The 26976-nt window shown below is 60.1% G+C and carries 29 protein-coding genes and 1 riboswitch; of the genes, 8 read left to right on the top strand and 21 right to left on the bottom strand.

Going from position 1 to position 26976, the window contains the following annotated elements:
- Positions 1–39 precede the first annotated feature (39 nt).
- Positions 40–1404: a DNA recombination protein RmuC gene (locus tag ACZ3HH_RS25285; protein ID WP_465808748.1), complete on the bottom strand. Its 1365-nt coding sequence runs from the start codon at positions 1402–1404 to the stop codon at positions 40–42.
- A gap of 175 nt (positions 1405–1579) precedes the next feature.
- Positions 1580–1903 carry a sel1 repeat family protein gene (locus ACZ3HH_RS25280; RefSeq protein WP_465808728.1) on the bottom strand — a complete coding sequence of 108 codons (324 nt, stop codon included), beginning with the start codon at positions 1901–1903 and terminating at the stop codon, positions 1580–1582.
- Between the two features lie 991 nt (positions 1904–2894).
- On the opposite strand from ACZ3HH_RS25280, the gene ACZ3HH_RS25275 reads away from it, so the two are divergent.
- The 3 genes from ACZ3HH_RS25275 to ACZ3HH_RS25265 all read left to right on the top strand — a co-directional run bounded on the left by ACZ3HH_RS25275 (position 2895) and on the right by ACZ3HH_RS25265 (position 5295).
- Positions 2895–3119, top strand: a complete 225-nt coding sequence (locus ACZ3HH_RS25275) for a hypothetical protein (RefSeq protein ID WP_007898912.1) — start codon at positions 2895–2897, stop codon at positions 3117–3119.
- Between the two features lie 275 nt (positions 3120–3394).
- A complete protein-coding gene (locus tag ACZ3HH_RS25270; RefSeq protein WP_038979731.1) occupies positions 3395–3877 on the top strand; it encodes a hypothetical protein in 483 nt (160 codons plus the stop codon).
- Between the two features lie 146 nt (positions 3878–4023).
- Positions 4024–5295, top strand: coding sequence for an OmpP1/FadL family transporter (locus ACZ3HH_RS25265; protein ID WP_465808724.1), 1272 nt, complete (start codon positions 4024–4026; stop codon positions 5293–5295).
- 76 nt (positions 5296–5371) lie between these two features.
- Here ACZ3HH_RS25265 and ACZ3HH_RS25260 read toward each other — a convergent pair whose 3' ends face one another.
- The 14 genes from ACZ3HH_RS25260 to cobO form a co-directional block, all read right to left on the bottom strand.
- Complete coding sequence (locus ACZ3HH_RS25260; protein ID WP_465808721.1) at positions 5372–5923, bottom strand: glutathione peroxidase; 552 nt, start codon at positions 5921–5923, stop codon at positions 5372–5374.
- Between the two features lie 56 nt (positions 5924–5979).
- A complete protein-coding gene (locus ACZ3HH_RS25255) occupies positions 5980–6102 on the bottom strand; it encodes a hypothetical protein (protein ID WP_256580749.1) in 123 nt (40 codons plus the stop codon).
- The gene (locus tag ACZ3HH_RS25250; RefSeq protein ID WP_465808719.1) at positions 6099–7307 is read right to left on the bottom strand and encodes an MFS transporter; all 1209 of its coding nucleotides are present in this window, start codon (positions 7305–7307) and stop codon (positions 6099–6101) included. The genes ACZ3HH_RS25255 and ACZ3HH_RS25250 overlap by 4 nt, the downstream gene beginning before the upstream one ends.
- A gap of 52 nt (positions 7308–7359) precedes the next feature.
- Positions 7360–7764, bottom strand: a complete 405-nt coding sequence (locus ACZ3HH_RS25245; protein ID WP_048394362.1) for a MarR family winged helix-turn-helix transcriptional regulator — start codon at positions 7762–7764, stop codon at positions 7360–7362.
- 84 nt (positions 7765–7848) lie between these two features.
- The gene (locus ACZ3HH_RS25240) at positions 7849–8580 is read right to left on the bottom strand and encodes an adenosylcobinamide-GDP ribazoletransferase (RefSeq protein ID WP_465808716.1); all 732 of its coding nucleotides are present in this window, start codon (positions 8578–8580) and stop codon (positions 7849–7851) included.
- Between the two features lie 2 nt (positions 8581–8582).
- A complete protein-coding gene (gene cobC, locus ACZ3HH_RS25235) occupies positions 8583–9158 on the bottom strand; it encodes an alpha-ribazole phosphatase family protein (protein ID WP_465808714.1) in 576 nt (191 codons plus the stop codon).
- Positions 9155–10210 (bottom strand): nicotinate-nucleotide--dimethylbenzimidazole phosphoribosyltransferase, encoded by a 1056-nt coding sequence (cobT, locus tag ACZ3HH_RS25230; protein ID WP_465808712.1) that lies wholly within the window; start codon positions 10208–10210, stop codon positions 9155–9157. The genes cobC and cobT overlap by 4 nt, the downstream gene beginning before the upstream one ends.
- On the bottom strand, positions 10207–10728 hold the full coding sequence (cobU, locus tag ACZ3HH_RS25225) for a bifunctional adenosylcobinamide kinase/adenosylcobinamide-phosphate guanylyltransferase (RefSeq protein ID WP_465808710.1): 522 nt from the start codon (positions 10726–10728) through the stop codon (positions 10207–10209). The genes cobT and cobU overlap by 4 nt, the downstream gene beginning before the upstream one ends.
- 162 nt (positions 10729–10890) lie before the next feature.
- Positions 10891–12363: a cobyric acid synthase gene (locus ACZ3HH_RS25220; RefSeq protein WP_465808708.1), complete on the bottom strand. Its 1473-nt coding sequence runs from the start codon at positions 12361–12363 to the stop codon at positions 10891–10893.
- Complete coding sequence (gene cobD, locus ACZ3HH_RS25215; RefSeq protein WP_465808706.1) at positions 12360–13352, bottom strand: threonine-phosphate decarboxylase CobD; 993 nt, start codon at positions 13350–13352, stop codon at positions 12360–12362. The genes ACZ3HH_RS25220 and cobD overlap by 4 nt, the downstream gene beginning before the upstream one ends.
- Positions 13345–14253: an adenosylcobinamide-phosphate synthase CbiB gene (cbiB, locus tag ACZ3HH_RS25210; RefSeq protein WP_465808704.1), complete on the bottom strand. Its 909-nt coding sequence runs from the start codon at positions 14251–14253 to the stop codon at positions 13345–13347. The genes cobD and cbiB overlap by 8 nt, the downstream gene beginning before the upstream one ends.
- Positions 14250–14900 carry a 5,6-dimethylbenzimidazole synthase gene (gene bluB / locus ACZ3HH_RS25205; protein ID WP_465808702.1) on the bottom strand — a complete coding sequence of 217 codons (651 nt, stop codon included), beginning with the start codon at positions 14898–14900 and terminating at the stop codon, positions 14250–14252. Before bluB ends, cbiB begins: the two co-directional genes overlap by 4 nt.
- The gene (locus tag ACZ3HH_RS25200; protein WP_465808700.1) at positions 14897–16222 is read right to left on the bottom strand and encodes a cobyrinate a,c-diamide synthase; all 1326 of its coding nucleotides are present in this window, start codon (positions 16220–16222) and stop codon (positions 14897–14899) included. The genes bluB and ACZ3HH_RS25200 overlap by 4 nt, the downstream gene beginning before the upstream one ends.
- A gap of 10 nt (positions 16223–16232) precedes the next feature.
- Positions 16233–16844: a cob(I)yrinic acid a,c-diamide adenosyltransferase gene (gene cobO, locus ACZ3HH_RS25195; protein ID WP_008071512.1), complete on the bottom strand. Its 612-nt coding sequence runs from the start codon at positions 16842–16844 to the stop codon at positions 16233–16235.
- Positions 16845–16925: 81 nt separating this feature from the next.
- A riboswitch (cobalamin riboswitch) is annotated at positions 16926–17159 on the bottom strand.
- Between the two features lie 154 nt (positions 17160–17313).
- Between cobO and ACZ3HH_RS25190 the strand changes: the two genes are divergently transcribed.
- Both ACZ3HH_RS25190 and ACZ3HH_RS25185 read left to right on the top strand, forming a co-directional pair.
- Positions 17314–17898: a hypothetical protein gene (locus ACZ3HH_RS25190; protein ID WP_465808698.1), complete on the top strand. Its 585-nt coding sequence runs from the start codon at positions 17314–17316 to the stop codon at positions 17896–17898.
- Between the two features lie 68 nt (positions 17899–17966).
- Positions 17967–19280: a PQQ-dependent sugar dehydrogenase gene (locus ACZ3HH_RS25185; RefSeq protein ID WP_465808696.1), complete on the top strand. Its 1314-nt coding sequence runs from the start codon at positions 17967–17969 to the stop codon at positions 19278–19280.
- A 164-nt stretch (positions 19281–19444) separates the two neighbouring features.
- On the opposite strand, the gene ACZ3HH_RS25180 is transcribed toward ACZ3HH_RS25185, so the two are convergent.
- From ACZ3HH_RS25180 to ACZ3HH_RS25160, 5 genes are all read right to left on the bottom strand, one after another.
- Complete coding sequence (locus ACZ3HH_RS25180; protein ID WP_367374796.1) at positions 19445–19981, bottom strand: C40 family peptidase; 537 nt, start codon at positions 19979–19981, stop codon at positions 19445–19447.
- Positions 19982–20146: 165 nt separating this feature from the next.
- Positions 20147–20785 carry a C40 family peptidase gene (locus ACZ3HH_RS25175; RefSeq protein ID WP_465808694.1) on the bottom strand — a complete coding sequence of 213 codons (639 nt, stop codon included), beginning with the start codon at positions 20783–20785 and terminating at the stop codon, positions 20147–20149.
- Between the two features lie 227 nt (positions 20786–21012).
- The gene (hda, locus tag ACZ3HH_RS25170) at positions 21013–21717 is read right to left on the bottom strand and encodes a DnaA regulatory inactivator Hda (RefSeq protein WP_007898944.1); all 705 of its coding nucleotides are present in this window, start codon (positions 21715–21717) and stop codon (positions 21013–21015) included.
- Between the two features lie 227 nt (positions 21718–21944).
- A complete protein-coding gene (locus tag ACZ3HH_RS25165; RefSeq protein WP_465808690.1) occupies positions 21945–23018 on the bottom strand; it encodes an AI-2E family transporter in 1074 nt (357 codons plus the stop codon).
- A 30-nt stretch (positions 23019–23048) separates the two neighbouring features.
- Positions 23049–24107 carry a DUF2066 domain-containing protein gene (locus tag ACZ3HH_RS25160; RefSeq protein WP_465808688.1) on the bottom strand — a complete coding sequence of 353 codons (1059 nt, stop codon included), beginning with the start codon at positions 24105–24107 and terminating at the stop codon, positions 23049–23051.
- A 390-nt stretch (positions 24108–24497) separates the two neighbouring features.
- Here ACZ3HH_RS25160 and purM point away from each other — a divergent pair, with 390 nt between their 5' ends.
- From purM to ACZ3HH_RS25145, 3 genes are read left to right on the top strand one after another with little or no spacing between them, the layout of a single operon-like run.
- Positions 24498–25556: a phosphoribosylformylglycinamidine cyclo-ligase gene (purM, locus tag ACZ3HH_RS25155; protein ID WP_010456810.1), complete on the top strand. Its 1059-nt coding sequence runs from the start codon at positions 24498–24500 to the stop codon at positions 25554–25556.
- Entirely contained in the window at positions 25556–26206 is a 651-nt protein-coding gene (gene purN, locus ACZ3HH_RS25150; RefSeq protein ID WP_465808686.1) for a phosphoribosylglycinamide formyltransferase, read from the top strand. The genes purM and purN overlap by 1 nt, the downstream gene beginning before the upstream one ends.
- Positions 26207–26214: 8 nt before the next feature.
- A complete protein-coding gene (locus ACZ3HH_RS25145) occupies positions 26215–26928 on the top strand; it encodes a DUF3108 domain-containing protein (protein WP_123360152.1) in 714 nt (237 codons plus the stop codon).
- Positions 26929–26976: the final 48 nt, after the last annotated feature.

The following is a 26976-nucleotide window of genomic DNA, read 5'->3' as shown; positions in this document are numbered from 1 at the left end:
AAAGTTCCCTCGCCACAAATGTCATCGGAAACCAGAGGCTTACTCGGGAAGTTCGGCCAAACCATCGACATCCGTCATCGCCCGCTCCAGCAGCTCCGCCGGCAAGCTTTTGCTGGCCCGCGCCCCAAGTAACTTGAGCTGCTCGCTGCGACTTACCAGGTTGCCGCGGCCTTCTGTCAGCTTATTGCGTGCAGAGCTGTAGGCCTTGTCCAGTTGCTGCAGGCGATTGCCGACTTCATCCAGATCCTGAATAAACAACACGAACTTGTCGTACAGCCAACCGGCGCGCTCGGCGATTTCCCGGGCGTTCTGGCTCTGGCGCTCCTGCTTCCACAGGCTGTCGATGACCCGCAAAGTGGCCAGCAACGTGGTTGGGCTGACGATCACGATATTGCGGTCGAATGCCTCCTGAAAAAGCGTTGGCTCAGCCTGCAACGCCGCAGAAAACGCCGCTTCGATCGGGACGAAAAGCAAAACGAAATCCAGGCTGTGCAAACCGTCGAGCCGCTTGTAGTCCTTGCCGGCCAAGCCTTTGACGTGACTGCGCAGGGACAGCACATGCTGCTTGATGGCGATCTGGCCGATGGCATCGTCCTCGGCCGCCACATATTGCTGATAGGCCGTGAGGCTGACCTTGGAATCGACCACGACCTGCTTGTCGCCGGGCAGGTAAATAATCACATCCGGCTGGAAACGCTCACCGTCCGGCCCCTTGAGATTGACTTGGGTCTGGTACTCACGCCCCTTCTCCAGGCCCGCATGCTCGAGCACTCGCTCGAGAATCAGCTCGCCCCAGTTGCCCTGGGTTTTCTGCCCTTTCAAGGCCCGCGTCAGGTTAGTGGCTTCGTCGCTCAGGCGCAGGTTCAGTTGTTGCAGCCGCTCCAGCTCCTTGGCCAAGGAAAAACGCTCGCGAGCTTCAGCCTGATAGCTTTCTTCAACGCGTTTTTCGAACGACTGGATACGTTCCTTCAACGGATCGAGCAATTGCCCCAAACGTTGCTGACTGGTTTCGGCAAAGCGCTGCTCACGCTCGTCGAAGATCTTGCCCGCCAACTCGGCGAATTGCGCGCGCAGCTCATCTCGGGAGCCTTGCAGGTCGTTGAGGCGCTGCTGATGGCTTTCCTGCTGCTCACGCAGCTCGGCGTTAAGGGAAGCGGCCTGAGCGTCGAGACGACGCAACTCAGCCTCTTTGCCGGCGCGTTCGATGTTCCAGGCGTGGGCCGCGTCGCGGGCGTCGTCGCGTTCGATCTGCAGCAGTTCGACTTCACGGCGCACGGCGGCCAGATCGGCCTGCTTGGCGGAGTTGGCCTGGCTCAGGTCGGCGATTTCATCACGGCAGGTGTCAAGCTGAGCATTCAAGCCGTCCTGCGTCAGCTGGGCGATGGCAAGACGCTCTTCCAGCAACGCCAGCTCGGCCTGCCCCGCACTCGCCCGACGCTGAAGTTGCCAGGCCAGTACCAGTAACGGCAGTGCAGCGCCCGCCAGACCCAGCAATGCGCTGGTCAAGTCCATCGCCATAGCTACTCCTGCCGATTAGTTAAAGCGTGAAGGTTAACCAAGGCGTCAGGTCTTGGACAGCTCAGTCTTCGGTCAGACCGAGTTCCTGTTGCGCGCGTCGGTCGCCCGCACGCGCGGCCTGACGCAACAGTTCCTGGCCAATTCGGCGATCCCGGGCGTTACCGCATTCGCGGCACATCAGCTGGCCGAGACGGCTTTGCGCGGCCACCACGCCTTCACGGGCAGGCTGCTTGAGCAAGCGTCCGGCGAAGTGTTTGACGTTGGAGTTTTCGCCCAGGCGCGGGCTGTCCAGCAGCCACTCGGCCACGCGCATCGAAAAGCGCTTGGGTGGGGTAACACTGGCGGGTGTTGAGGCAGCAGAGATTGATACTGAGCGAAACTTCATAAAGCACTGTGGGGCAGATCGGAAGGCGCGCCACTCTACTCTTTTTTTCGTACAGGTAAAGCCGAAAAAAGCCTGCACGCCCGTCCTAGAGCAAGCGCTTGGGACAATCCACAGAAGCTGTGGATAACTCAGTGGACAACCGCCTTTGAACTCGCGCAAAGCCCTGTGGAATGGGGCTCGCAGTCAAACTGACGATTTTTTCACCAGTAAAAAAAAGCGATGTTTTTCATTGACTTAAATTTTCGTTGCAGGCACCCACTCTCGTTGAAGCATGGATGACAGTGAGATGACAGTCCGCGCAACTTATGTGCACAAGTACCTTAGAGGCGGTTATATCGATGCGCTTTTTCGGCGCGTTTTTCCGTAAAGTCTGGGAATAAACCTGGGCAACCCGCGCAACGATTGATCCTGGCTCGATCGTCTTCTCGGATCAACGGTCGGGTTCCGGGCTATTTCGGGGCGCTGGGTTTGCAGGTGGCTCTTCCCATCGCTCAGCCGGGACTTGTCGGCAGGCACTCCAGCGATCTTTTTTGCGAACAGACTTCCCTTTGGCATTTCAATCCGTTAGTATCCGCGGCGTTAGTACCAAGCTGAAAGTCAATTCTGGTCGAACAAATCCCCCGGTCAGCCTTCTCTGAGAGAAGCCTCCACCGACAAAACGGGATCGACCACCTCGATGGTTTCCAGGTAAATCTTGCACCAACACAGCCTTTGAATCGAAAGCAAAGGGTGTTGCCAAGCTCACTTACTCTGACCGAACCAGCCTGCAAATTGATCAGGATCTTCACCCCGGGCCCAGAACCTTTGCCCTTGATGTGTTGCCTGCCCTCCTAAGTACCTACCTGCCAGCCCAAGCGCGCCAATTTATCAGCGCTTCAAACTGGCTGCTTTGTTCCAGTCGGGTTCTTCGTTCGACCAATGGTGGTCGTCGTCACTGGAACGTTTTAACTTTGCACGGTTCTTATCCGTGTCGCTTGTAGGAACACCAACTATGTCCACTCAAATCCACACTCAGGATGCCATTCGCACCCTAACCAACGCTTTTGCTCCAATGAACTGCCTTATCATGGCCGCTCGCAAAGGCTGCTTCAGCTTCACTCTGGTCAACGAACACGGCATCGCTCGTCACAGCGAACGCCTGTACCCTGATCAATACTCCAGCGCAGAACCGCTGCAGGCTGTGATCGAGCGTACTCGCCAGGCACTGGTTGCCTGAGACGCCAGAAAGGCTGAAAACCTCAAAAGCCCTGCTGAAAAGCGGGGCTTTTTATTGCCCGACATTTCTCATTCCCGGGCCTACGGCTAAGCACCAACCGGTATAACGGTTATAACTCGAAGCCGGAAATATTTTAAAAACAGTCCTTTACAGCGAAATAATGACACTACACTTCAACTCAAGCGGCTTGATCCGCTTCCGGCGAGACTGAATCGATCCATTGCTGCCAAGGCCCCCTTCAGGTCTCGCCGACCACTTCAGGTTTCGAGGGCTTTATGGGTATCGCTGCCAGCGAACTGTGTCGTTATGTGATCCGTCCGACGTTGATCTACCTCGGACGCCATAGCGCAACTGCCGAATCCCTGCTGCTGGGCATTGCCGCCAGTCAGTCAGCCCTTGGTTCAGCCCTGCATGACCGCCGTGGACACGGCCTGTACCGAATCGCCGAACCCCGCCACCAGGCCTTATGGGATCACTATTTGGCCCTGGACCCGGATCGGGCGAGCCTGGTCCGCGGCCTGGCCAGCCAGCATGCTTTTCTCAGCGGGCCGCATCTGGAATTGACCGTCAACCTGCGTTACGCCACTGCCATCGCCTGGCTGCTGGTAGAAGAACAGAACACTCCCCTCCCCGCCTCCGATGACCTGCTGGGAATGGCCCGAATCTGGCGCCAGACTTTCCAGCCCCAAGGTCGTCTGCGAGATTTCACCTACGCCTGGCAAACCTGTGTTTCATCGTTGAATCAGGTCGCCTGCTGACCCTCCCATTTCCGAACATCGCACAACTTGTCGCGATTTTGGTCGGATTGTCCTACAAAACCGCTCTAACTCAAGCGATACAGGCTATGGCGCCCGGACGAAAATGTTGGTAATTTTCGCCCCGGTGATCACCAGGAGTTCTAATAATGAAAAAAGTAATGCTCAAAACCACCCTTAGCCTCGCCGTTGCCTTGGCATCCACCCAGATCTTCGCAAGTGGCTTTGCCATCAACGAACAAAGCATCAGCGGGATGGGCACAGGTTTTGCCGGGCGATCTTCTTCTGCCGACGACGCAAGCACCATTTTCGGCAACCCTGCCGGCATGTCTCGCCTCAAGCGCGAACAAGTGACCGGCGGCGCTGCACTGCTTGACGCACATACCGACATCAGCGACGCGAGCTCCAGACCCAACAGCGGCAGCAACGATGGCGATATGGTTCCCCTCGTTGCCGTACCGATGGGCTATTACGTCAAACCAATCGATGAGCATTGGGCATTCGGCATTGGCATGTACGCCCCGTTCGGTCTGGTGACCGACTACGAGAACGGCTTTGCCGGCCGTTACTTCGGCAGCAAGAGCGAAGTGAAAGTCATCACCTTGCAACCGACCGTCAGCTATGCCTTCAACGACAAGGTGTCGATCGGCTTCGGTCCGACCATCAACCGCATTGAAGGGACCCTGGAATCGAACCTGTCGATCACCCAGGCCGCGCCGGACGGCAAGGTCAAGATCAAGGGCGACGACACCGCGCTGGGCTACAACATCGGCGTGCTGGTTCAAGCCACCGACAGCACGCGCGTTGGCCTGACCTACCACTCGAAAGTGAAGTACAAGCTCGAAGGCGACACCAAGGTCAACTACAACGTCCTCGCAGCGGTGGGCCAGAACCCAAGCCAGAAGTACGACGCTTCGCTGGACGTAACTACGCCTGAGTCGGTCGACTTCTCGGTCACTCACGCACTGAACGACAAGTGGACCCTCTACGCAGGCAGCACCTGGACTCGCTGGAGCCGCCTGAAAGACATCACCGTCGAAAACCAAGGCGTTCCACGCATCCTGAATGGCCAGTTCGGTACCATCACCGAAGAGCAGAACTGGCACGACACCTGGGCTCACGCCATCGGCGCGTCCTACCAGTTGAATAAGGAATGGGTATTGCGTACCGGCCTGTCCTTCGACCAGGCACCGACCAACAACGTCAACCGCTCCCCACGCATCCCGACAGGCGATCGCAAGATTTTCAGCCTGGGCGCCGGCTGGAGCCCGACCGACGACCTGACCATCGACGTGGCGTACTCGTACCTGCGCGAAGAGTCGGTCAAGGTCAACAACAGCAACAACCGTGGCCAGAGCTACAACGCCGAGTATGAAAACTGGGCGAACGGTTTCGGTGTAGGCGCGACCTACCGTTTCTAACGGCTCCTCCCTCGCCGCCTGAATTGAAAAAGCCCCGCACTCTTGTATAGAGCCGGGGCTTTTTAGTGCGCATCGATCAGGGCTTCGATGCCAGGGCTTTCTCCACAGCCTCGATGAACTCGGGATTATCCGGTTTGGTCAGGCTGGAGAAATTGTCGACCACCTTGCCTTGGCGATCGACCACGTATTTGTAGAAATTCCACTTCGGCGAACTGCTTTGTTCAGCAAGGACCTTGAACAAATGCGTTGCGTCATCGCCGCGGACTTTCTGCGGTTCGGTCATGGTGAAAGTGACGCCGTAGTTCACGTAACAGACTTTGGCAGTCTCTGCGCCATCTTTGGATTCTTGTTTGAAATCATTGGATGGAACACCAATCACCTCAAGCCCTTGATCCTTGTAACGCTGATACAGCGCCTCAAGGCCTTTGAACTGCGGGGCGAAGCCACAGAAGCTCGCGGTATTGACCACCACCAATGGCTTGCCGGCGAAGCGCTGGCACAGATCGATGGATTCCTTGGCCCGCAGCTTGGGCAATGAACCTTGTAACAACTCCGGGCATTCTGCCGCCTGGACCAACCCGGTAAAAGCCGTCAGCAACGCGGGGACTGCAAGCCAGCGCATCAGCATGTCGGTGCATCCTTGAACAATCGTCAGAAAACGAAATTACTCGCCTTCGCCGCTCGCTAGCAAGCACCCATGCCCAACTGCATCAACGCCAGGCCACCCTGACGCCAGCCCCACCATGCCAGGGCCAGCAGCAGTACGCCGATGGCGATTACAGCCATCCGCGGCCAGAGACTGTTCATGCTGCACTCATCCGGGTTTGCAGACGTGCCACCGGCTGCTCGCGCACCGGCCAGTTCAGGGCTGCGGCCACCAGACTCAAGAGAATCGCCACCTGCCAGATCAAGTCGTAACTCCCGGTTCGGTCATACACCACCCCACCCAACCAACCACCGAGGAACGAGCCGAGCTGGTGGAAGAGGAAAACGATCCCTCCGAGCATGGACAAATTTCGTACACCGAACAAGGTCGCCACCGTGCCGTTGGTCAAGGGCACCGTCGACAACCAGAGAAACCCCATGGCCATGCCGAACATATAAGCCGTGACCTGAGTGACCGGCGCCCAGAGGAACAGCACAATCACCACCGCCCGCAACAAATACAAACCGGTGAGCAGGCGCGGTTTGGATATCCGCCCGCCGAGCCAGCCTGCTGTGTAGGTACCGAAGATATTGAACAGCCCGATCAGCGCCAGCACCGTGGTGCCGACAGTGGCTGGCAAGTGTTGGTCCACCAGATAGGCCGGCAGGTGCACGCCGATGAACACCACTTGAAAACCGCAGACAAAAAAACCGAACGCCAACAGCCAGAAGCCTGAATGGGAACAGGCTTCGCGTAGCGCTTCAGAGAGGGTTTGCTCGTGCCCGAGGACCGGCAGCGGCTTGTCCTTGAGCATGCTCACCAGCGGCACGATCAGCGCCACCACCAGGCCCAACACCAGCAATGCCGCAGACCAGCCAAGCCAGCCGATCAGCCCCAGCGTGCCGGGTAACATGGCGAATTGACCGAAAGAACCGGCAGCGCTGGCGATCCCCATGCCCATGCTGCGTTTTTCCGGCGGCACGGCACGACCGACCACACCGAGGATCACCGAGAACGAGGTGCCGGACAGACCTATACCGATCAACAGCCCGGCGCTCAAGGACAAGGTCATCGGTGAATCGGACAGCCCCATGAACACCAGGCCCAAGGCGTACAAAACACCCCCGATCAACACCACCTTCGCGGCGCCAAAGCGGTCGGCCAGCGCGCCGGTGAACGGCTGCGCCAGGCCCCAGATCAGGTTCTGCAAAGCAATGGCGAAGGCAAACACTTCGCGGCCCCAGCCGAACTCGGCACTCATTGGCGCCAGAAACAGCCCGAAGCCATGTCGCACACCCAGGGACAACGCCAGAATCAGCGCACTCCCCAACAGCACCCAACCGCATGTACGCCACATTGATGTCATTCTTGTTCTCCGGTAGCGGGTATATACCCGCTTAAGATCGAACAAACTGGCCTCAAGCCAGTTCGTCCAGCAATTTCAGCAAGGTTTCACGCTTCTCGGCACCCAGACGGTCGATCAACCGCTGCTGCGCCGCTTCCCAGGCCGGCAAGGCCGCTGCCAGGCGTTCACGACCCGTTTCGGTGAGCAGGACGATGCGATTTCGCATGTCCTCGCCTTCGACCAGCGTCACCAGGCCTTCACCTTCCAGCACCCGCAGATTACGTCCGAGGGTGCTGCGATCCAGGCCCATGGCTTCGGCCAGAGACGAGATGCTCGGCTGGTCCAGACGCTGCAGATTGCACAGCAGAGAATACTGGGCAACGTTGATCCCGAAGCCGTCGAGGGCGCCGTCGTAATGCCTGCTGACGCCACGAGCGGCGCGACGCAGGTTGGTACACAAACATTGAGAAGGAAGCATAGTGCGTGTATATACCCGCGGTTAAATGAAAGCAAATTTATTGATACATATTACCTGTGGGAGCGGGCTTGCCTCGCCCGGGATTCAGAGCAGCGCCAATCCCACCAGCAGTGTCACTTCCAGCAATTCCACCAACGCCCCGGCAGTGTCGCCAGTCGTCCCGCCTAATCGCCGAATCATTACTTGCCGCAACCAGACAAATACCACAGCAGCCAGCGCAAGCGCCCATACACCGCTGAGGCCCGCGATCAACACACAAGCCACGGCACTGATCACCAACACCTGTTTCCCGGCCAAACGCGGCAGATGATCGGCCAGCGCCTGCCCCAATCCACCGGGACGCACGTAAGGCGTGGTGAGGAATAACCCCAGTAACGCGCTACGACTAATCAATGGAACGATAATCAGGACCACGCTGTGTTGCTGCTCGATCAACGCCAGCAACGCGGCAAACTTGAGCAGCAATACCAGGACCAGCGTCACCACGGCGATCGGCCCGCTACGCGGGTCTTTCATGATGGTCAGGGTGCGTTCACGATCGCCGTAGCCACCGAGCCACGCATCGGCGCTATCGGCCAGGCCATCCAGGTGCAACGCGCCGCTGAGTACGACCCAAACACAGAGCAGCAGTGCGGCGTGAAGCAATAATGGCGTGCCCAGCAATAGCCCGTTCAGCCCCCACAGAATCGCGCCGAACAGCAAACCGACCAGCGGATAAAACAGCAGCGACCGACCCAGTTCCTCGGGCGTCGGCATGCCCGGCAGACGAATCGGCAGGCTGCTCAAAAATTGCAGGGCGATCCAGAATGGCAACATGGTCAGATCGCTTCCCTCAACAAGACACCGGATTCGACCGACAACGAGAACAGCGCGCCATGGCCGACTTCAACGTTGAGCAACTGCTCACGCGGCAATCCGCGCGCTTGAGCCAGCAACAAACGCATGACGCCGCCATGGCTGATCAGCAGGATTCGCTCACCCGCATAGGCCGTGTGCAGCCGCTCGACGGCCGCAAACACTCGCGCGGAAAAATCCGCTACCGGCTCACCGTCAGGCGGCGTGAATGAATAGGGATCGGCCCAGAACAAGCCCAACGCCTCGGCACTGGTTTCCATCAACGCCGCCGCGCTCTGCCCTTCCCAGGCACCAAAGTGCAGCTCTTGCAGATCCTTATCCAGCTGCACCGGCAAACCCAGTTGCGTTCCAAGCTTTTCAGCAAAACGCGCACAACGCTGCAACGGCGAACTGACCAGTCGATCCCAGGGCCCTTGCTCGATCACCGCGGCGTACATTTGCTCCCAGCCTTTGCCGGTCAGCGCATCGTCGAGGCTGCCGCGCAAACCGCCGCCGAGTTCGGTTTCGCCATGGCGCAACAGGTCCAGGCGCAAGATCATGCCGGGCGATCCGCCACCGCGGCTTCGGCGAACGTCGCCATCTGCCCGTGCAGGTCGCAGGCCAGACGCAACAATGGCACGGCCAATGCCGCACCACTGCCCTCGCCCAGTCGCAGGCCGAGGTCCAGCAACGGTTCGGCGTTCAGGGTTTCGAGCACATGGCGATGACCCGGCTCGGCGCCGCGATGACCGAACAGCAACCACTCACGGCAGGCTGGATTCAAACGCACCGCCACTAACGCAGCGACGCTACAAATAAACCCGTCGACCAACACCGCGACGCCTTCCTGAGCACAGGCCAGGTACGCACCGACCAGCGCAGCGATTTCGAATCCGCCGAGGTTGAACAAGGTCTGCAGCGCATCGCTACGCTGAGCGCCATGCAACGCCAGGGCACGCTCGATGACTTGAGCTTTATGGCTGACACCCGCCGCGTTCAAACCGGTACCCGGCCCGGTCAAATGCACCACCGGACAATCGAGCAACGCACACGCCAGCGCGCTGGCCGCGGTGGTGTTGCCGATGCCCATTTCGCCACCGATGAACAACTGCGCGCCGACTGCGACGGCGCGCTGCACACTGTCGCGGCCGGCCTGCAAGGCGAGTTCGCCCTGAGCCTGGGTCATCGCCGGACCCTGGACGAAATTCGCCGTGCCCGGACCGATGTTCAGGTGACGCACACCCGGCAGATTCAACGACGGCGTGACGGTGCCAAGATCGACCACTTCCAGGGAAGCACCCAACTGCCGCGCCAACACACTGATCGCCGCGCCGCCGCTGACAAAGTTGTGCAGCATCTGCCCGGTGACTTCCTGCGGAAACGCCGACACTCCTTCGACGACCACACCATGGTCACCGGCAAAAATCGCGATCCACAGCTGATCGAGCGTCGGTTTGACTTGCCCCTGCAACCCGGCCAATTGCACCGCCACCGATTCGAGCTGGCCGAGCGAGCCGGCAGGCTTGGTCAGTTGCTGTTGACGCGCCTGCGCCTGTTCGACCGCTTGCGCGTCGATTGGCTTGCACGGGTTCAGCCACCAGGAGTGAGTCATAACGCAGTTCCTTTCAAAGTCAGGGGCAGGCCGGCGACGGTCAGGACGACTCGCTGACAGCGCTCGGCCAAGGCTTGATGCAGCCAACCGGCTTCATCGACGTAGCGGCGAGTCAATTCGCCCAGCGGTACGACACCCATCCCGGTCTCGTTGCTGACAAAAATGATTTCACCCGGCAATGACGCCAGGCAGTCCAGCAAAGCTTCGCGTTCGGCCGACAAGCGCTCGGCATCGTCGAGCATCAGCAGATTGGTCAGCCACAGCGTCAGGCAATCCACCAGCAAGCAACGGTCGGCACTGGCGGTTTCGCGCAGCACGCGGGCCAGTTCCAGCGGTTCTTCGATCAACGCCCATTCGGCCGGACGACGGGCGCGATGATGGGCCACCCGTTCGTTCATTTCACCGTCCAGGGGTTGGCTGGTGGCGATGTAAATGACTTGGAGCAGACTGTCTGTCGCCAGTTTTTCAGCCAGGCGACTTTTGCCGGAGCGGGCGCCGCCGAGGATCAGTTGCAGCATGGTTTATTCCTTAAAATCTTCGGTGTCGGGACGGGCCTCATCGCGGGCAAGTCGGATCGCCGCATCGCCGCCCCCACAAGGATCGAGGCTGTTCACAGATTTTTGTCCACCCACGAAACCTGTGGGAGCGGGCTTGCCCGCGATGAGGCCTGTGCAGCCACCTCAAATCCCACAGAGCTCACGCAGCAACGAAGTATCCAGATGCTTCTCCACCAGATCCGCCAGCCGCTCGATATCGCGCTCACGCAAGGCGTGGTAATCGACCGCCTGCACATCCTGCAAACCAGCCCAGCGCAACAGCGCACTGCACGCTGCCGGTGATTCGAACAGGCCATGCAGATACGTGCCGAAAATCTGCCCATCGACACTTTGCGCGCCATCGCAGCGACCATCGTCGAGCTGCACCGCGGCATTTTCCAGGGCCGGCCCGGTGGTTACGCCGGCATGAATTTCATAGCCGCTGACCTCTGCATCCTCCAGCACCAGACGCCCACGTACATTGCGCAACTGCTTCTCTTCTTCGAGCTGCGTTTCGAACGCCAGCAAGCCCAAACCGGCACTGGAGCCCAGCGCGCCTTCGAGGCCCAGCGGATCGTGCACCTGCTCGCCGAGCATTTGCAGACCGCCGCAGATCCCCAGCACTTTTCCGCCGTAGCGCAAATGCCGCGAGATGGCCGTGTCCCAGCCGTTGGCCCGCAGGTACGCAAGGTCACTGCGCACGCTTTTCGAGCCGGGAAGAATGATCAGGTCGGCCGGCGGAATCGCCTGACCGGGGCCGATGAATTGCAGGTCCACTTGCGGATGCAGGCGCAGCGGGTCGAAATCGGTGTGGTTGCTGATGCGCGGCAGTACCGGCACCACCACGTTGAGCACCTGATCGGCCTTGTCGGTCTGCCGCTGATCGAGACCGTCCTCGGCCTCAAGATGCAGGTCCATCACATACGGCAAGACGCCGATCACCGGTTTGCCGGTGCGCGCCTCCAGCCAGTCCAGCCCCGGCTGCAGCAAGGCGATGTCGCCGCGAAAACGGTTGATGATGAAGCCTTTGACCCGCGCCTGTTCGCTGGGCGACAGCAGCTCCAGCGTACCGACCAAATGCGCGAAAACTCCACCGCGATTGATGTCGGCAATCAACACCACCGGGCAGTCCACCGCCTCGGCAAACCCCATGTTGGCGATGTCGCCGGCGCGCAGGTTGATCTCGGCTGGCGAACCCGCCCCTTCGACCATCACCACTGGATACGCCGCGCTCAGCCGTTCGTGGGAGGCCAGTACCGCCTGCATGGCGATGGCTTTGTAGTCGTGATAGGCGACGGCATTCATGGTGGTGACCGCGCGCCCATGAATGATTACTTGAGCGCCGGTATCGCTATTGGGCTTGAGCAGCACCGGGTTCATGTCGGTGTGCGGCTCGAGGTGGGCGGCCTGGGCCTGCACCGCTTGAGCGCGACCGATCTCGCCGCCGTCGGCGGTCACCGCACTGTTGAGGGCCATGTTCTGCGGCTTGAAAGGCACGACGCGCACGCCTTGGCGCGTCACCCAGCGACACAGCGCCGTCACCAGTGTGCTTTTACCGGCGTCCGATGTGGTGCCCTGTACCATTAAAGTGGCGCCCTGCACCCTCAACGTAGTCATTGCGCTTCCTTAACGTAGGCTTCAAGCGCTTGCTCGAGACGCAGCCAATCCGCTTCATCGGCGGGCAAGCCAAACCGCACGCTACTGTTGTGAGTGAACAACCGCAGCAGAATGCCGCGCCGGGCCATGAATTCACGCAGCGCTTCAGCGCGCTCGGTGATCAGCCATTGGAACAATGCGCAACCGCCCTGAGGCTTGAAACCGTACTGTTCAAGCAGCAACGCCAGACGCTCGCCGGCTTCGTCAGTGCGAATGCGCTGTCGCGTGTGCCCCTCGGTATCCGTCAAGCACGCCTGGCCCAGCACTCGGGTCGGACCGCTGACCGCCCAAGGTCCGACCTGTTCGGCCAGCAGCTTGAGCAACTTGCGCTCGGCCAGCACAAACCCCAGCCGTACACCGGCCAGGCCGAAGAATTTGCCGAAGGAGCGCAGCACGATCAAACCGATCTGATGGGTGAATGGCGCCAGACTCAAATGCGGGGTGTTGTCCATGAACGCCTCGTCCACCACCAGCCAGCCACCGCGCTGAGCCAGCCGAGAATGCCAATCCAGCAGGCGAGCCGGGGTCAGGCTCAACCCCGTGGGATTGTTCGGGTTGACCACCACCAGCACGTCGAGGCTGTCGAGAAAGAAATCGACTTCCGACTCCAGCACTTCACGCACGATGTAACCGTTGCGACGCCAGGCTTCAGCGTGCTCGGCGTAACACGGCGACAGCACGCCGACCTTGCCGGCCCGGCGCAAGCGCGGCAGCAACTGGATTGCCATTTGCGAGCCGGCCACCGGCAACACTTGGGCCGCACCGTAATAGTCGCAGGCAGCCTGCTCCAGGCCATCATCGGTTTCCGGCAACCGCGCCCAGGCCCGCAGCGGGATGTCCGGGATCGGGAACGGCCAAGGCGCCAGGCCACTGGACAGGTCGAGCCAATCGGCTTCGGCAATGCCATATTCAAGCGCCGCCTTGCGCAAGCGACCACCGTGCTCAAGCATAGAACTCAGCCCCCACGCAGAGAATCAGCAGCCATAACCATACCCCGCGCTGGACCAATTGCCAGCCACGGTCGATGGAATCGGCATCCGCCGGCACGCCTTCGCCCAACTGCGGACGCTGATGCAGTTCACCGTGATAGATCGCCGCCCCGCCCAACTCGACGCCCAGCGCGCCGGCACCGGCGGCCATCACCGGCCCGGCATTCGGGCTGTCCCAGGTCGGCCCCTGGGTACGCCAGCACTTCAGCGCCAGTCGGGTTTTTCCCAGCAGCGCGTAGGTCAACGCCACCAGACGTGCGGGAATGTAGTTCAGAACATCATCGATCTTCGCCGCCGCCCAACCGAAACGCTCGAAGCGTTCGTTGCGATAACCCCACATCGCATCGAGCGTGTTGCTCAGACGATAGAGCACCACGCCGGGCGCACCCGCCACGGCAAACCAGAACAGCGCGGCGAATACCGCATCGCTGCCGTTCTCCAGCACCGATTCGGTGGCGGCGCGGGCGACTTCGGTTTCATCCAGCTCGCTGGTCTGACGGCTGACCAGATAGCCGACGCGGTTGCGCGCCTCGATCAGATCATCGCTGCGCAGGGCCTTGGCCACCGGCTCGACGTGCTCACCAAGGCTGCGCATACCGAGGGCGCAATAGAGCACGAGAATCTCGACGATCCAGCCAACGTAAGGCGCCCAGGACAGTGCGGTGGCCAGCAAGGTCAGCGGCACGACCGCCATCACCCAGGCCGTAACGCCATGACTGCGCCAGCCGCGGCCACCGGAGTTGAAACGTTGTTCAATGCGATCGGCAAAACGACCGAACGCCACCAGCGGATGCCAGCGTTTGGGTTCACCCAGCAGCGCATCCAGCGCGACCGCGGCGACACTCAACAACGCCACACTCATTGACTCACTCCCCAATAATTTTCATACAGCAACTCGTTGAGTGGGCGCGCTTGCGCCCAGCCTTCGAGTACCAACATCGGCGCCGGATAGAATTCCTTGACCGGCCCCAGGCAAAGAACGGCCAAAGGTTTGGCCCCGCTCGGTAAACCCAGCAAGTCCGCCAGCGCTTGCGGCTCGAACAATGACACCCAGCCCATGCCCAGGCCTTCGGCTCGGGACGCCAGCCAAAGGTTCTGGATGGCGCAGGACAATGAGGCCATGTCCATTTCCGGTAGCGTACGACGGCCGAAGATATGCCGTTCACGATCGTCCATCAGCGCGGCAACCAGCACCTCGGCGCAGTCGTTGATGCCTTCGACCTTGAGCTTCATGAATTCGTCGGAGCGTTCGCCGAGGGCTTCGGCGGTGCGGATGCGTTCTTCTTCCACCAGCTGCTGGATCTTGCCGCGCAGTGCCCGGTCGCTGATGCGGATGAAACGCCAAGGCTGCATCAGGCCGACACTTGGCGCCTGATGCGCGGCTTCGAGCAGACGCCTCAGTAACTCGGGTTCGACGGTGCCGCCGCTGAAGTGCCGCATGTCGCGGCGCTCGGCAATCGCGCGATAAACAGCTTCGCGTTCGGCTTCGGAAAATGCGTTGTCCGTCATGGCCTGCTCGCGAAGGCGACCTCAAGGTCTGGCACAAACAGCGCGGCAATCGCCGATGGATTAGATGGGAAATAGAAATGCACGTAGGACGCCGTCATCCGCCCTTCCCGATAAACCGCCTCAGCCCCTCGCCCGCCATTCGGGCTCAGCCCACGAGCAATCGGCTCAAGTTCGGTGCTGGTCAATGAGTGGTGATAGGTGTGCCCACGCAGCAAACCTTCCGGCAATTCAACCGCCTGCAAAGCCAACGCGGCAAGACGCTTCTGCATCACCGCATCACCAGCCAGCAGGCCAACCAGTTCAGCGCGAGTGCCCTCGACATCAGTCAAGGAATCCAGCAGGTACAGCATGCCGCCACACTCGGCCAACAACGGTTTGCCCGCTGCGTGGTGAGCGCGGATCGCGGTCAGCATCGGCGTGTTTTGCGACAACGCCACATGGTGCAATTCGGGGTAACCTCCGGGCAGATAAAGGCTGTCTGCCTCCGGCAATTCAGTGTCGCGGATCGGCGAAAAGAAAGACAATTCGGCGCCCATGGCCCGCAGCAGATCCAGGCTCGCGCCGTAGGTAAATGCGAAAGCTTCGTCCCGGGCCACGGCAATTCGCACACCGGCCAGCAACGGTTCGGCTGCAATCATTTCAGGCGCGGCGAATTCCACGGCCGGCGGTAGGGTCACATCGCAACTGCTGGCCAGTGAATCGGCCGCCGCATCGAGACGCAGGTCGAGATCATTCAGTTCGCTGGCCTGAACCAGGCCCAGATGCCGACTCGGTAATTCGATCCCGGTCTCCCGGGACAACGCGCCGTACCAGCGCAAGCCTTCAGTCAGGCTGCCTTCGAGCAACTGCGCATGGCGCACGGTGCCGACCCGGTTGGCCAACACACCGGCAAACGGCAAATCCGGCTGATAGCGCGCAAGGCCCAAGGCCAGCGCACCAAACGTCTGCGCCATGGCAGTGCCGTCGATCACGCCGAGCACCGGCACACCAAAGTGCCGCGCCAGGTCGGCGCTGGACGGCGTACCGTCGAACAGCCCCATGACGCCTTCGATGAGGATCAAATCGGCATCGCCAGCGGCCTCCCACAATAGCCGCCGACTTTCCTGCTCGCCGACCATCCACATGTCGAGTTGATAGACCGGTGCACCGCTGGCGCGCTCAAGAATCATCGGATCGAGAAAATCCGGGCCGCATTTGAACACGCGAACCTTGCGCCCCTGATTGCGATGCAAACGGGCGAGCGCGGCAGTGACAGTGGTCTTGCCCTGACCGGAGGCCGGCGCGGCGATCAGTACCGCCGGGCATTGACGATGGCTATTCATAAAGTGCAGTTCACAGCTCAACGCCTTTTTGCGCTTTGATTCCGGCTTGGAAGGCGTGCTTGATCATGCCCATTTCAGTGACGGTGTCGGCCAGCTCGATCATCTCCGGCTTGGCGCCACGACCGGTGACCACCACGTGCTGCATCGGCGGACGGGCCTGCAAGTCGCTGAGCACCTGATCGAGATCGAGGTAGCCGTGCTTGAGGGCGATGTTCAATTCATCAAGCACCACCAGGCCAATGGCCGGATCACGCAACAATTCGCGGGACACCGCCCACGCGGCTTCGGCGGCGGCGATGTCGCGCTGGCGGTCCTGGGTTTCCCAGGTAAAGCCCTCGCCCATCACATGAAAACGCACTTGCTCCGGGAAGCGCCGGAAGAACAGCTCCTCGCCGGTGCTGGTGCGACCCTTGATGAACTGCACCACGCCGCACTGCATACCGTGGCCCATGGACCGCGCAAGCATGCCGAACGCCGAGCTGCTTTTGCCTTTGCCGTTGCCGGAGAGCACCAGCAGCAAACCGCATTCATTCGGCGAGTTGGCGATGCGTTCGTCGATCACCGCTTTTTTTCGCAGCATGCGCGCCAGGTGGCGTTCGTCACGATCGGGGGTATCAGTCATGGGGGAGCTCTCCGTTGAGGCTGGATAACGGCGGGCAGGCACAAGAATAGACGGCAAGAAGCCTGGCATCGCCCACCGTGATGCCGTTGGATGAATCAGGCCGGTCTCCGGGCTCATGAGCGGCTTGCGCCTGACTGCGCGCCTTCCCATGTCGACAGTCGACACAGTGGCTCTCGGCGCAGTCTTCACTCATTTACCGTTGCGGGGGCAGCGCCGGGATCATGACTCTTCGTTGCTTGAAGATAGTCACTCACCGGTTTCCCTGTTTCACTCTGTCGACCAAGGTCACAGAGCACCTGAAACAAGCCGCGAAGGTTAGAGGGTTGGGGATGGAGCGTCAATTAAAGCCGGGGCGTCGCTGAGCGAATAACTGCCGTCGATCAATTAACTGACGCCAATCTTGTGCCACACTGCCAGCAGTGATATCAAAGAGCCACAACCTGACAACACAATAACAAGGGTGAGCCACATGCAAGGCATGATCATCAGCAATCCGAAGCTGGAATTCCTGCGGCCGGTGCTGGAACGCTGGTTTGACTGTATCGACCGCTACAACGCCGTGCGCGGCGATAACGATACACCTTACTGGTACGACGAAAACGCCAACCTCGGCCTGCTCTCCGCCGCGGCCTGGATGGCAGAAATGATCACGCTGCAACAAACGTCGACGCGCAAACAGACCGAAGAAGGCGAACGCAACGCCCGCGCCGATCTGTTTATCGCCAGCAGCGAAGAACGCGCATATCTCCAGGCCACCCAGCGCTGGCCGCGAGTCAATAGCCTGAACCTGACCCAGGCACTGGCGGACATCACCAGTGACGCGAAGCGAATCAGCTACGCCAGCGATCTGAAACTCGGTTGTCTGTTTGTCGCGCCACAAAAAGCCCAACACAGCGCCACCCCAGAAGAACTCCAGGACATGGTCGACGACCTGCAAAAGGCACACACCTGCGCCGTGGCCTGGTATTTCCCTTATGCCTACCGCAAGTTGCGCAATGAAGCCGGCAACTATCATCCAGGGATCGCCGTATTGCTCAAGGAAGCCCGCGGCTGACGGGTTGAACCATCGAACGTCTACGCTTCTCTATGATTACGTCAATGCATTCATAGGGAAGATCAGTAATGCACAAACCCCAGCTCGTTTTCATCATCGCGCTCGCCGGAGGGCTCGCCGCCTGTGGTGAAACCTCCAGCCTGCAAGTCTCGGACGGAACCGGACCGTCGCCCAAGCTGCCAGAGCCGAATAAAACCCTGATCCCGACAGTGAACATCGCCCCGGCGATCGGCTGGCCTGAAGGCAAGAAACCCGTCGCCGCGGCCGGGACTCAAGTGGCGGCGTTTGCCGAAGGCCTCGATCATCCGCGCTGGCTCTATGTGCTGCCCAACGGCGATGTGCTGGTAGCCGAAACCAACGCGCCGCCCAAACCCGATGATGGCACAGGCATTCGCGGCTGGGTCATGGGCAAAGTCATGGGCCGCGCCGGCGCCGGAGTCCCCAGCCCGAACCGCATCACCCTGCTGCGGGACAAAGACCACGACGGTGTCGCCGAAACCCGCACGGTGTTTCTGGAAAACCTCAACTCGCCGTTCGGCATGACCCTGGTCGGCAATGACTTGTATGTCGCCGACACCGACCGCCTGCTGCGTTTCCACTACGAAAATGGCGAGACGGCGATCAAGTCGCAGCCGATCAAGGTGGTCGATCTGCCGGGCGGCACGCTGAATCACCACTGGACCAAAAACGTCATCGCCAGCAAGGATGGCAGCAAGCTATACGTCACCGTGGGCTCGAACAGCAACGTCGGTGAAAACGGCATGGATCAGGAGGAAGGACGCGCGGCGATCTGGGAAGTGGACCGCGCCACCGGCAACCATCGGATCTTTGCCTCGGGGATTCGTAATCCAAACGGTTTGGCCTGGGAGCCTCAGAGCGGCGCACTGTGGACCGCCGTCAACGAGCGTGACGAAATCGGCAGCGACCTGGTGCCGGACTACATCACATCCGTGAAGGACGGTGGGTTCTACGGCTGGCCTTACAGCTATTACGGCCAGCACGTCGACATTCGCGTCGAGCCGCAAAACCCTGAGCTGGTGGCCAAGGCCATTGCGCCAGACTATGCAGTTGGGCCACATACCGCGTCACTGGGCCTGACGTTTGCCGAAGGCAGTAAACTGCCTGCACCGTTCACTCAAGGCGCTTTCATCGGCCAACATGGCTCGTGGAACCGCAAGCCGCTCAGTGGCTACAAAGTGATTTTCGTGCCATTCAGCGCCGGCAAACCGACCGGACAGCCGGTGGATGTGCTCACTGGTTTCCTCAATGACGAGGAAAAAGCCATGGGCCGGCCGGTGGGCGTGGTGATCGATCAGCAGGGTGGCTTGCTGGTGGCGGATGATGTGGGGAACAAGGTGTGGCGCGTTTCCGCGGCTAAATAATGCGATTACTGCCAGACGAAAACCCTGTGGGAGCGGGCTTGCCCGCGATAGCGGCAGCCCAGACTACATCGATGTTGAATGTGCCGACGTCATCGCGGGCAAGCCCGCTCCCACAGGAGATCAGCGTTTACGACAGAGCGTGCGAGCGGTCATGACAACCTCCGCTACGGATTATGTGCCAAGTGCTCGGGCTGCAAGACGCGCTTGGCGCTCAGATAGGCTCTCTGCCAGTAAGCTTTGGACAAGCTGTCCAGCTTGACCGTGCCGCCCGTGGCTGGCGCGTGGACGAAGCGGCCTTCGCCGACATAGATCCCGGCGTGGCTGACCTGGGAGCCGCCATTGGTGGCGAAGAAAATCAGGTCACCGGTTTGCAGGCCTTCCTTGCCGATATTGGGGGCCTGCATGCCGATCATCTCGCGGGTGGAGCGAGGCAAGGAAATGCCTGCGACATCGCGATACACGTAACCGATCAGACCGCTGCAATCGAACCCGGAATCTGGCGTGTTGCCACCCCAACGATAAGGCGTTCCCACCAGACCCAGCGCGCGAAACAGCACGTCTTCTGCCGCAGGGGAAAAGGCTTGGGAAGGACCGAAAACAATTGGAGCGCGGACTACCGGCGCAGGTGGCGGTGTGCGGCTGGCGCAGGCGCTGAGCAGCGCTGCGAAGAACATGAGTGCGAGGCGGGCCGACATCGTCATAAGCAGAACATCCTGATCTGGCTGCGGCTTTTTCTGCCACTAAGACAGAAAAGAAAACCGCCTGCGTAGAACGCAGGCGGTTTGCCATCAATAATAGATCAGGATTCTAGCGGCTACGCGGCAAACTTCAAGTAAGACTTTAAGTTCGCCTTACAAACTGTCCGCTTACTTACGTGCAGTGACGATAGCCGGTGCCGTATTCGGCGCCATCGCGAGTGCGCGCTTGGCTTCGATGAAGGTCTTGTTCCAGTAGCTGTCGCCCAGGCTATCGATCCGGACACCACCGCTTTTGCGGCTGCTGGAGTGGATGAACTGGTTATCACCCAGGTAGATCCCGGCGTGACTGACACGACCGCGACGACCATTGGTGGCGAAGAACAGCAGGTCACCCGGCTTGAGGGCGCTGCGAGCAACCAGAGGAGCGTCAACGTTGATCATTTCGCGAGTGGAGCGCGGCAGGTTCATGCCGGCCTCTTCACGAAACAGATAACCGATGAAGCCACTGCAGTCGAAACCAGCCTCGGAGGTGCCGCCGAAACGGTAACGGGTACCAATCAGGGACATGCCACGTTCGAGGATGCTGTCGGCCAGAACCGGAAGCTGGTACGACTTGCCGCCGGCGAAGTCTGCCAATTCTTTATCGGTGGCCAGCTCTTCCTGGAAAAGAACGGAAGAAGACTGCGCGGTAACTGAATTTGAAACCTGCTGTTTTGGCGCTTGCTGGGACACTGGAGAGTGGGCAGCGCAACCAAACAACAGGGTGACGAGTGCGAGAGGCACGAGGGGTGCGAAGCGATTTAGCATGGGCACGACCGTGGCTGATAGTTTCTAAAGAAGCCGAGACTATGCCCGCTATCAACCTCATTTGCAAATTCAATCGATCTTTATGTGACTTATCGGTTTCTCGTTTACATCTAAGCGCTTAAGCCCATTTTGAACTTTTGCGCTGCCTGCCATCTTGCAGGAAAGCGGATTTGTTGCCGCCTGAAATTTGCCGAAGCCCGCGTAAAACCTGAGCTTGATCAGGTTTTTTACCAACCAAGGGTTTCTTTCAGGAACGGGATTGTCAGCTTGCGCTGAGCTTGGAGGGAGGCCTGATCGAGGCGTTCAAGCAGCTCGAAAAGCGCACTCATGCTGCGGGTACCGCGGGTCAAAATAAAATGCCCGACCTCGTCGGTCAGGTGCAGGCCGCGACGGGATGCGCGTAACTGCAAGGCACGCAATTTGTCTTCGTCAGAGAGCGGGCGCATCTGGAAGATGAGTGCCAGTGTCAGCCGCGACTTGAGATCCGCCAGCTTCACCGGCAGTTCGCGCGGGGATGTCGAGGCCGCGATCAGCAGACGCCGGCCACTGTCACGCAGACGATTGAACAGATGGAACAACGCCTCTTCCCAATCCGCCTTGCCGGCGACCGCCTGCAGATCGTCCAGGCAGACCAGTTCGTATTGTTCGAGGTTGTCGAGGATTTCGATGCCGCGGTCCAACAACTCGGCCAATGGCAGGTACACCGCCGGCTCCCCCAGTTGTTCGAAGCGCAGACACGCTGCCTGCAACAAATGCGTGCGCCCTACCCCGTCCTTGCCCCAGAGGTAAATCAGGCTTTCCGTCCAGCCGGCGTCGGCTTCGCAGAGCCGCTCGACATAGCCGAGTGCAGCGGCATTGGCGCCTGGGTAGTAATTGATAAAGGTAGCGTCATCACGCAGACGCACACCTAGGGGCAGCTGAATCGGTTTCATGCTGACTGAACAGTTCCAAAGGAACCGTTAGTGGCCTCTGTGTAAAGTTTGCGAAGTTTATACCCGTGAGGCTGACCGCACAATGCGACAGACCACAAGCAAAATCAAAGGTTTGCGTTAACGCACTGGTTTTATGACAGTTTCTTTGACGGCGCATGTGACAGCCACGCGAGCGATACGGGCAAACCTGGCATGAAACCAGACTGCCCGCTACGAGCGATTAAAAACTACAGCTCGGATTCGTCGACACCGCCATAGATATCTGAATCCTTATACAAATCGTGTACGTGACGCACCAGGACCATGATCACCGCCGCCACCGGCAACGCCAGCAACACACCGGTAAAACCGAACAGCTCTCCGCCGGCCAGGATCGCGAAGATCACCGCCACCGGGTGCAGACCAATACGGTCGCCCACCAGCAGCGGCGTCAGGACCATGCCTTCCAGCGCCTGGCCGACCATGAACACCGCGACAATACCGATCATGGGATACAAATCACCACCGAACTGGAACAGTCCGGCAATCAATGCCGCACCAATCCCGATGACGAACCCCATGTACGGCACGATCGCCGCCAACCCGGCAATCAGACCGATCAACAGACCCAGCTCCAGCCCGACGATCATCAAGCCTGCGGCGTAGATCACGCCCAGCGCCAACATCACCAGCAACTGCCCGCGCACGAACGCCCCGAGCACTTCATGGCATTCTCCCGCCAGGGACATGACGCGCTCTTCACGATCACGCGGCAGCAGGCTGCGGATCTTGGCCATCATCAGGTCCCAGTCGCGCAGCAGATAAAAACTCACCACCGGAATCAGCACCAGGTTGGCCAGCCAGCCAATCAGCGCAAGACCTGAAGCTGTCGCCTGACTCAGCACCACGCCGACCACATCGGTGGTCTGGCCCATGTGCTCGCTGAACGCCGCCTTGAGCTTGTCGAACTTCCAGAAGCCGTCCGACAACCCGATCTTCGATTGCGCCCACGGCACGGCGGTGTGCTGCAACCAGTCGAGCATTTGCGGCGCCAGTTCATACAAACGAAACAGCTGCCTGGCGAGCATCGGCACCAACACCAACAGCAACGCGGTGACGATCAATGTGAACAACGCAAACACCGCCACCACGCCCCAGGTCCGTGACAGACCGTACTTTTCCAGCCGATCCACCAGCGGGTCGAACAGATAGGCCAGCAACAGCGCCACCAGGAACGGCGTCAGGATCGGGTGCAACAGGTAAACAAACGCGCAAAGCAGGACCACCCCACCGAGCCAGAACCAACGCCGTGTATCGGCCATGTACCACTCCTGCTTCTATATAAAGAAAAACTACCAGCGAAAACGTAACTGCGGCGTCGGGGCCGGGGCCGGTGCTGCGACCGGTGTCGAGCCAGCCGCCACGGGTTGAACAGGCGTCGCGGGGGCCGGCGTCTCACCGGCCGGAATTTCCTGCAACTTGGCCAAAGACAACTGCGCCCGCAGCTGATCGGGGCTGCCGTTGACCCGATAAAGCACGCGGTCGCCGTCGACACTCTGCAGACGTGCGCCAAAAGGCTCCAACAAACGCCCAAGCGCCGCATAACGCTCCAGACTCATTCCCTGCACTTCCAGCAATTGCTCGCTCGATGCGCCCGGCTTAGCGGCAAAACGCGGCGCCAGGCGTTGGCTGACTGCCAGCATCACCGCATCGGCCAGCGCGGCGGTATCGGCGCCCTGCGCGCTACCGGCTTCTTTCTGATCGCCCAACCACAAACGCCACTTGGCTTGCCATTGACCACCCTCTTCACGGGCATGCACCGCCAGCAAAGCGTCGGCATTGTAACGGTCGGATGCGCCCCGCAGCGGTGCCGGGTCTGCACTTTCCAGATTCGGCGCAGTGGCGACAATCTGCTCGTTCAGGTCCGCCAGCGGCAAACGCAGCGGCAGCCCACGATGTTGCGCCGCTCGAAGCAGTGGCGTGGCACTGGCTTGGCCATCGCCGACCAGGCTCGAACCTTCAGTGGAATCGTTCAACCACCAGCCGAGGATCGAAGGCCGATTGGCACCCCACACAGCCAACCCGGCACGCCGCAAGGCCTGTTCGGTGGTGGCCGGATCGAAATCGACTTTCAGCACCTCCGGTGGCCCGGCGTCATAGCCGAACTGACTGATGATCTGCTGAGGGTCTTTACGCACGGTCGCCAGGCCCGGGCTCTGCACCGCCTTGGGGTCGCCAGTCAGGCGCAACACCAACGTATCCAGCGCCCGCTGAGTCGCCTGATCACGCTCCTCCGGCGTCTGGCTGCTGACAGGCTCGCGCACTTGATAGAGGTTTTTGACTGTTTCGGCATGGCTGGTCAAGCTGACCACGGATAAACAGCCCACGAACAACAATTTAAGAAAACGCATGAAAGATTCCTGACGACAAGAGCGGCTGGAACAAACCGCATGAACATGAAGATGATTGAGCTAGGCTGTGACCACACACTCAAGCAAAACATTCACACGATCACATTAAGTTTTCGCACTGTCATAACGATAGACGGTTAGCGTCAATACCTTATACAGCCATGTGGGACGCCACCAATACGCGCAATATCGGTTTTTTTAACGCGATATGCCTCTACCCGTCGGCACGAGGATGGCCGCTGCCCCTCAAGCCTGATAAAATCGCGCGCCTTCGCAGACCGGCAACAGCCGGGCGCCCTGAAATTCGCGAATGGCAATTGCCCTTCGCCTGCTTCAGTGGCCCCACTGGACTCGGTCGTTACCCCTGAATCCCCCCTAAAGGCCTGGATCATGAGCAAGCAACCCTCCCTGAGCTACAAGGACGCCGGTGTAGACATCGACGCCGGTGAAGCATTGGTCGAACGCATCAAGAGCGTCGCCAAGCGCACTGCGCGCCCGGAAGTCATGGGCGGCCTGGGCGGTTTCGGCGCCCTCTGCGAAATCCCGGCCGGTTACAAACAACCGGTGCTGGTATCGGGCACTGACGGCGTCGGCACCAAGCTGCGCCTGGCGCTGAACCTGAACAAGCACGACAGCATCGGCATCGATCTGGTTGCCATGTGCGTGAACGACCTGGTGGTCTGCGGCGCCGAGCCGCTGTTCTTCCTCGACTACTACGCCACCGGCAAACTGAACGTCGAAACCGCGACCCAGGTCGTGACCGGCATCGGCGCTGGCTGTGAACTGTCCGGCTGCTCCCTGGTCGGCGGCGAAACCGCTGAAATGCCTGGCATGTACGAAGGCGAAGACTACGACCTGGCCGGCTTCTGCGTCGGCGTCGTGGAAAAGTCCGAAATCATCGACGGTTCCAAAGTCGCTGCCGGCGATGCTCTGCTCGCCCTGCCGTCCTCCGGCCCGCACTCCAACGGCTACTCGCTGATCCGCAAGATCATCGAAGTGTCCGGTGCAGACATCGAAAACATCCAGCTCGACGGCAAACCGCTGACCGACCTGCTGATGGCCCCGACCCGCATCTACGTGAAGCCGCTGCTCAAGCTGATCAAAGACACCGGCGCCGTCAAAGCCATGGCCCACATCACCGGTGGTGGCCTGCTGGACAACATCCCGCGCGTTCTGCCAAAAGGCGCACAAGCGGTGGTTGACGTTGCAAGCTGGACTCGCCCTGCCGTGTTCGACTGGCTGCAAGAGAAAGGCAACGTCGATGAAAACGAAATGCACCGCGTGCTGAACTGCGGCGTCGGCATGGTTATCTGCGTCGCTCAAGAGCACGTTGAAACCGCGCTGAACGTGTTGCGTGAAGCCGGCGAGCAGCCTTGGGTCATCGGTCAGATCGCCACCGCTGCCGAAGGCGCGGCCCAGGTTGAACTGAAGAACCTCAAGGCTCATTGATGTCCCAGACCTGTGATGTGGTGGTGCTGCTGTCCGGCACCGGCAGTAACTTGCAGGCCTTGATCGACAGCACGCGGACCGGCGACAGCCCGGCCCGCATCGCTGCGGTGATTTCCAACCGCGCCGACGCCTACGGCCTGCAACGCGCCAGGGACGCGGGTATCGATACCCGCACCCTGGATCACAAGGCTTTCGAAGGTCGCGAGGCCTTCGATGCCGCGCTGATCGAACTGATCGACGTCTTCAACCCAAAACTCGTGGTACTGGCCGGTTTCATGCGCATTCTCAGCGCCGACTTCGTGCGCCACTATCAGGGTCGCCTGCTCAATATCCATCCCTCGCTGCTGCCCAAATACAAAGGGTTACACACCCATCAGCGCGCGCTGGAGGCCGGCGACACTGAACACGGCTGTTCCGTGCACTTCGTCACCGAGGAACTCGATGGCGGACCACTGGTCGTACAGGCAGTAATACCGGTAGAGTTGCACGATTCGCCGCAGAGTCTGGCGCAGCGAGTCCATACCCAGGAACACCTGATCTACCCGATGGCCGTACACTGGTTTGCTGAAGGTCGTTTATCACTCGGTGAACAAGGTGCTTTACTGGACGGACAGTTACTCGCGGCCAGCGGCCACTTGATTCGAACCTAGGAGATTTTATGCGTCGCGCCCTGCTCTTCGCTTGCGCTCTGCTCGCCCTGCCGTTTGCGCAGGCCGCAGACCTTCAACCCTTCTCCGCCAGCTACACCGCCGACTGGAAGCAGTTGCCCATGAGCGGCACGGCCGAGCGCAGCCTGACCAAGCAAGCCAATGGCGCCTGGAAGCTCAGCTTCAAGGCGTCGATGATGATCGCCAGTCTGACCGAAGAAAGCACCCTGACGCTGGACAAGGACACGCTGCTGCCACAGTCCTACCACTTCGAACGCGGCGGTCTGGGCAAAGCCAAGAAAGCTGATCTGGACTTCGACTGGACCAACAAGATGGTCACCGGCACCGATCGCGGTGACGCCGTCAAGCTCCCGCTCAACCGCGGCATGGTCGACAAGTCCACCTATCAACTGGCGCTGCAGCATGACGTGGCCGCCGGCAAGAAAAGCATGAGCTATCAAGTCGTCGATGACGGCGAAGTCGATACCTATGACTTCCGCGTGCTGGGTTCGGAGAAAGTCGACACCAAGGCCGGCCAGATCGATGCGATCAAGGTCGAACGCGTGCGCGACCCGACACAAAGCAAGCGCATCACCGTGCTGTGGTTCGCCAAGGATTGGGATTACTTGCTGGTCCGTCTGCAACAGGTCGAAACCGACGGCAAGGAGTACAACATCATGCTCCTCGACGGCACGGTCAACGGCAAGACGGTCAAAGGCAGCTGATCCGCAACAAAATGAAAGCCCCGCAAACGCGGGGCTTTTTTTCGTCTG

This window comes from Pseudomonas sp. PME37.24/025 (assembly GCF_055556615.1).
Note: the sequence above shows the minus strand (reverse complement) of the source record. Positions and strands in the feature narration are given on the sequence as shown.

What these genes read in the sequence shown, in the direction of transcription:
- ACZ3HH_RS25280 (WP_465808728.1), bottom strand. Translation starts at nt 1,903, where the DNA reads ATGAAGTTTCGCTCAGTATCAATCTCTGCTGCCTCAACACCCGCCAGT.
- ACZ3HH_RS25275 (WP_007898912.1), top strand. Translation starts at nt 2,895, where the DNA reads ATGTCCACTCAAATCCACACTCAGGATGCCATTCGCACCCTAACCAAC.
- ACZ3HH_RS25270 (WP_038979731.1), top strand. Translation starts at nt 3,395, where the DNA reads ATGGGTATCGCTGCCAGCGAACTGTGTCGTTATGTGATCCGTCCGACG.
- ACZ3HH_RS25265 (WP_465808724.1), top strand. Translation starts at nt 4,024, where the DNA reads ATGAAAAAAGTAATGCTCAAAACCACCCTTAGCCTCGCCGTTGCCTTG.
- ACZ3HH_RS25260 (WP_465808721.1), bottom strand. Translation starts at nt 5,923, where the DNA reads ATGCTGATGCGCTGGCTTGCAGTCCCCGCGTTGCTGACGGCTTTTACC.
- ACZ3HH_RS25255 (WP_256580749.1), bottom strand. Translation starts at nt 6,102, where the DNA reads ATGAACAGTCTCTGGCCGCGGATGGCTGTAATCGCCATCGGCGTACTG.
- ACZ3HH_RS25250 (WP_465808719.1), bottom strand. Translation starts at nt 7,307, where the DNA reads ATGACATCAATGTGGCGTACATGCGGTTGGGTGCTGTTGGGGAGTGCG.
- ACZ3HH_RS25245 (WP_048394362.1), bottom strand. Translation starts at nt 7,764, where the DNA reads ATGCTTCCTTCTCAATGTTTGTGTACCAACCTGCGTCGCGCCGCTCGT.
- ACZ3HH_RS25240 (WP_465808716.1), bottom strand. Translation starts at nt 8,580, where the DNA reads ATGTTGCCATTCTGGATCGCCCTGCAATTTTTGAGCAGCCTGCCGATT.
- cobC (WP_465808714.1), bottom strand. Translation starts at nt 9,158, where the DNA reads ATGATCTTGCGCCTGGACCTGTTGCGCCATGGCGAAACCGAACTCGGC.
- cobT (WP_465808712.1), bottom strand. Translation starts at nt 10,210, where the DNA reads ATGACTCACTCCTGGTGGCTGAACCCGTGCAAGCCAATCGACGCGCAA.
- cobU (WP_465808710.1), bottom strand. Translation starts at nt 10,728, where the DNA reads ATGCTGCAACTGATCCTCGGCGGCGCCCGCTCCGGCAAAAGTCGCCTG.
- ACZ3HH_RS25220 (WP_465808708.1), bottom strand. Translation starts at nt 12,363, where the DNA reads ATGACTACGTTGAGGGTGCAGGGCGCCACTTTAATGGTACAGGGCACC.
- cobD (WP_465808706.1), bottom strand. Translation starts at nt 13,352, where the DNA reads ATGCTTGAGCACGGTGGTCGCTTGCGCAAGGCGGCGCTTGAATATGGC.
- cbiB (WP_465808704.1), bottom strand. Translation starts at nt 14,253, where the DNA reads ATGAGTGTGGCGTTGTTGAGTGTCGCCGCGGTCGCGCTGGATGCGCTG.
- bluB (WP_465808702.1), bottom strand. Translation starts at nt 14,900, where the DNA reads ATGACGGACAACGCATTTTCCGAAGCCGAACGCGAAGCTGTTTATCGC.
- ACZ3HH_RS25200 (WP_465808700.1), bottom strand. Translation starts at nt 16,222, where the DNA reads ATGAATAGCCATCGTCAATGCCCGGCGGTACTGATCGCCGCGCCGGCC.
- cobO (WP_008071512.1), bottom strand. Translation starts at nt 16,844, where the DNA reads ATGACTGATACCCCCGATCGTGACGAACGCCACCTGGCGCGCATGCTG.
- ACZ3HH_RS25190 (WP_465808698.1), top strand. Translation starts at nt 17,314, where the DNA reads ATGCAAGGCATGATCATCAGCAATCCGAAGCTGGAATTCCTGCGGCCG.
- ACZ3HH_RS25185 (WP_465808696.1), top strand. Translation starts at nt 17,967, where the DNA reads ATGCACAAACCCCAGCTCGTTTTCATCATCGCGCTCGCCGGAGGGCTC.
- ACZ3HH_RS25180 (WP_367374796.1), bottom strand. Translation starts at nt 19,981, where the DNA reads ATGACGATGTCGGCCCGCCTCGCACTCATGTTCTTCGCAGCGCTGCTC.
- ACZ3HH_RS25175 (WP_465808694.1), bottom strand. Translation starts at nt 20,785, where the DNA reads ATGCTAAATCGCTTCGCACCCCTCGTGCCTCTCGCACTCGTCACCCTG.
- hda (WP_007898944.1), bottom strand. Translation starts at nt 21,717, where the DNA reads ATGAAACCGATTCAGCTGCCCCTAGGTGTGCGTCTGCGTGATGACGCT.
- ACZ3HH_RS25165 (WP_465808690.1), bottom strand. Translation starts at nt 23,018, where the DNA reads ATGGCCGATACACGGCGTTGGTTCTGGCTCGGTGGGGTGGTCCTGCTT.
- ACZ3HH_RS25160 (WP_465808688.1), bottom strand. Translation starts at nt 24,107, where the DNA reads ATGCGTTTTCTTAAATTGTTGTTCGTGGGCTGTTTATCCGTGGTCAGC.
- purM (WP_010456810.1), top strand. Translation starts at nt 24,498, where the DNA reads ATGAGCAAGCAACCCTCCCTGAGCTACAAGGACGCCGGTGTAGACATC.
- purN (WP_465808686.1), top strand. Translation starts at nt 25,556, where the DNA reads ATGTCCCAGACCTGTGATGTGGTGGTGCTGCTGTCCGGCACCGGCAGT.
- ACZ3HH_RS25145 (WP_123360152.1), top strand. Translation starts at nt 26,215, where the DNA reads ATGCGTCGCGCCCTGCTCTTCGCTTGCGCTCTGCTCGCCCTGCCGTTT.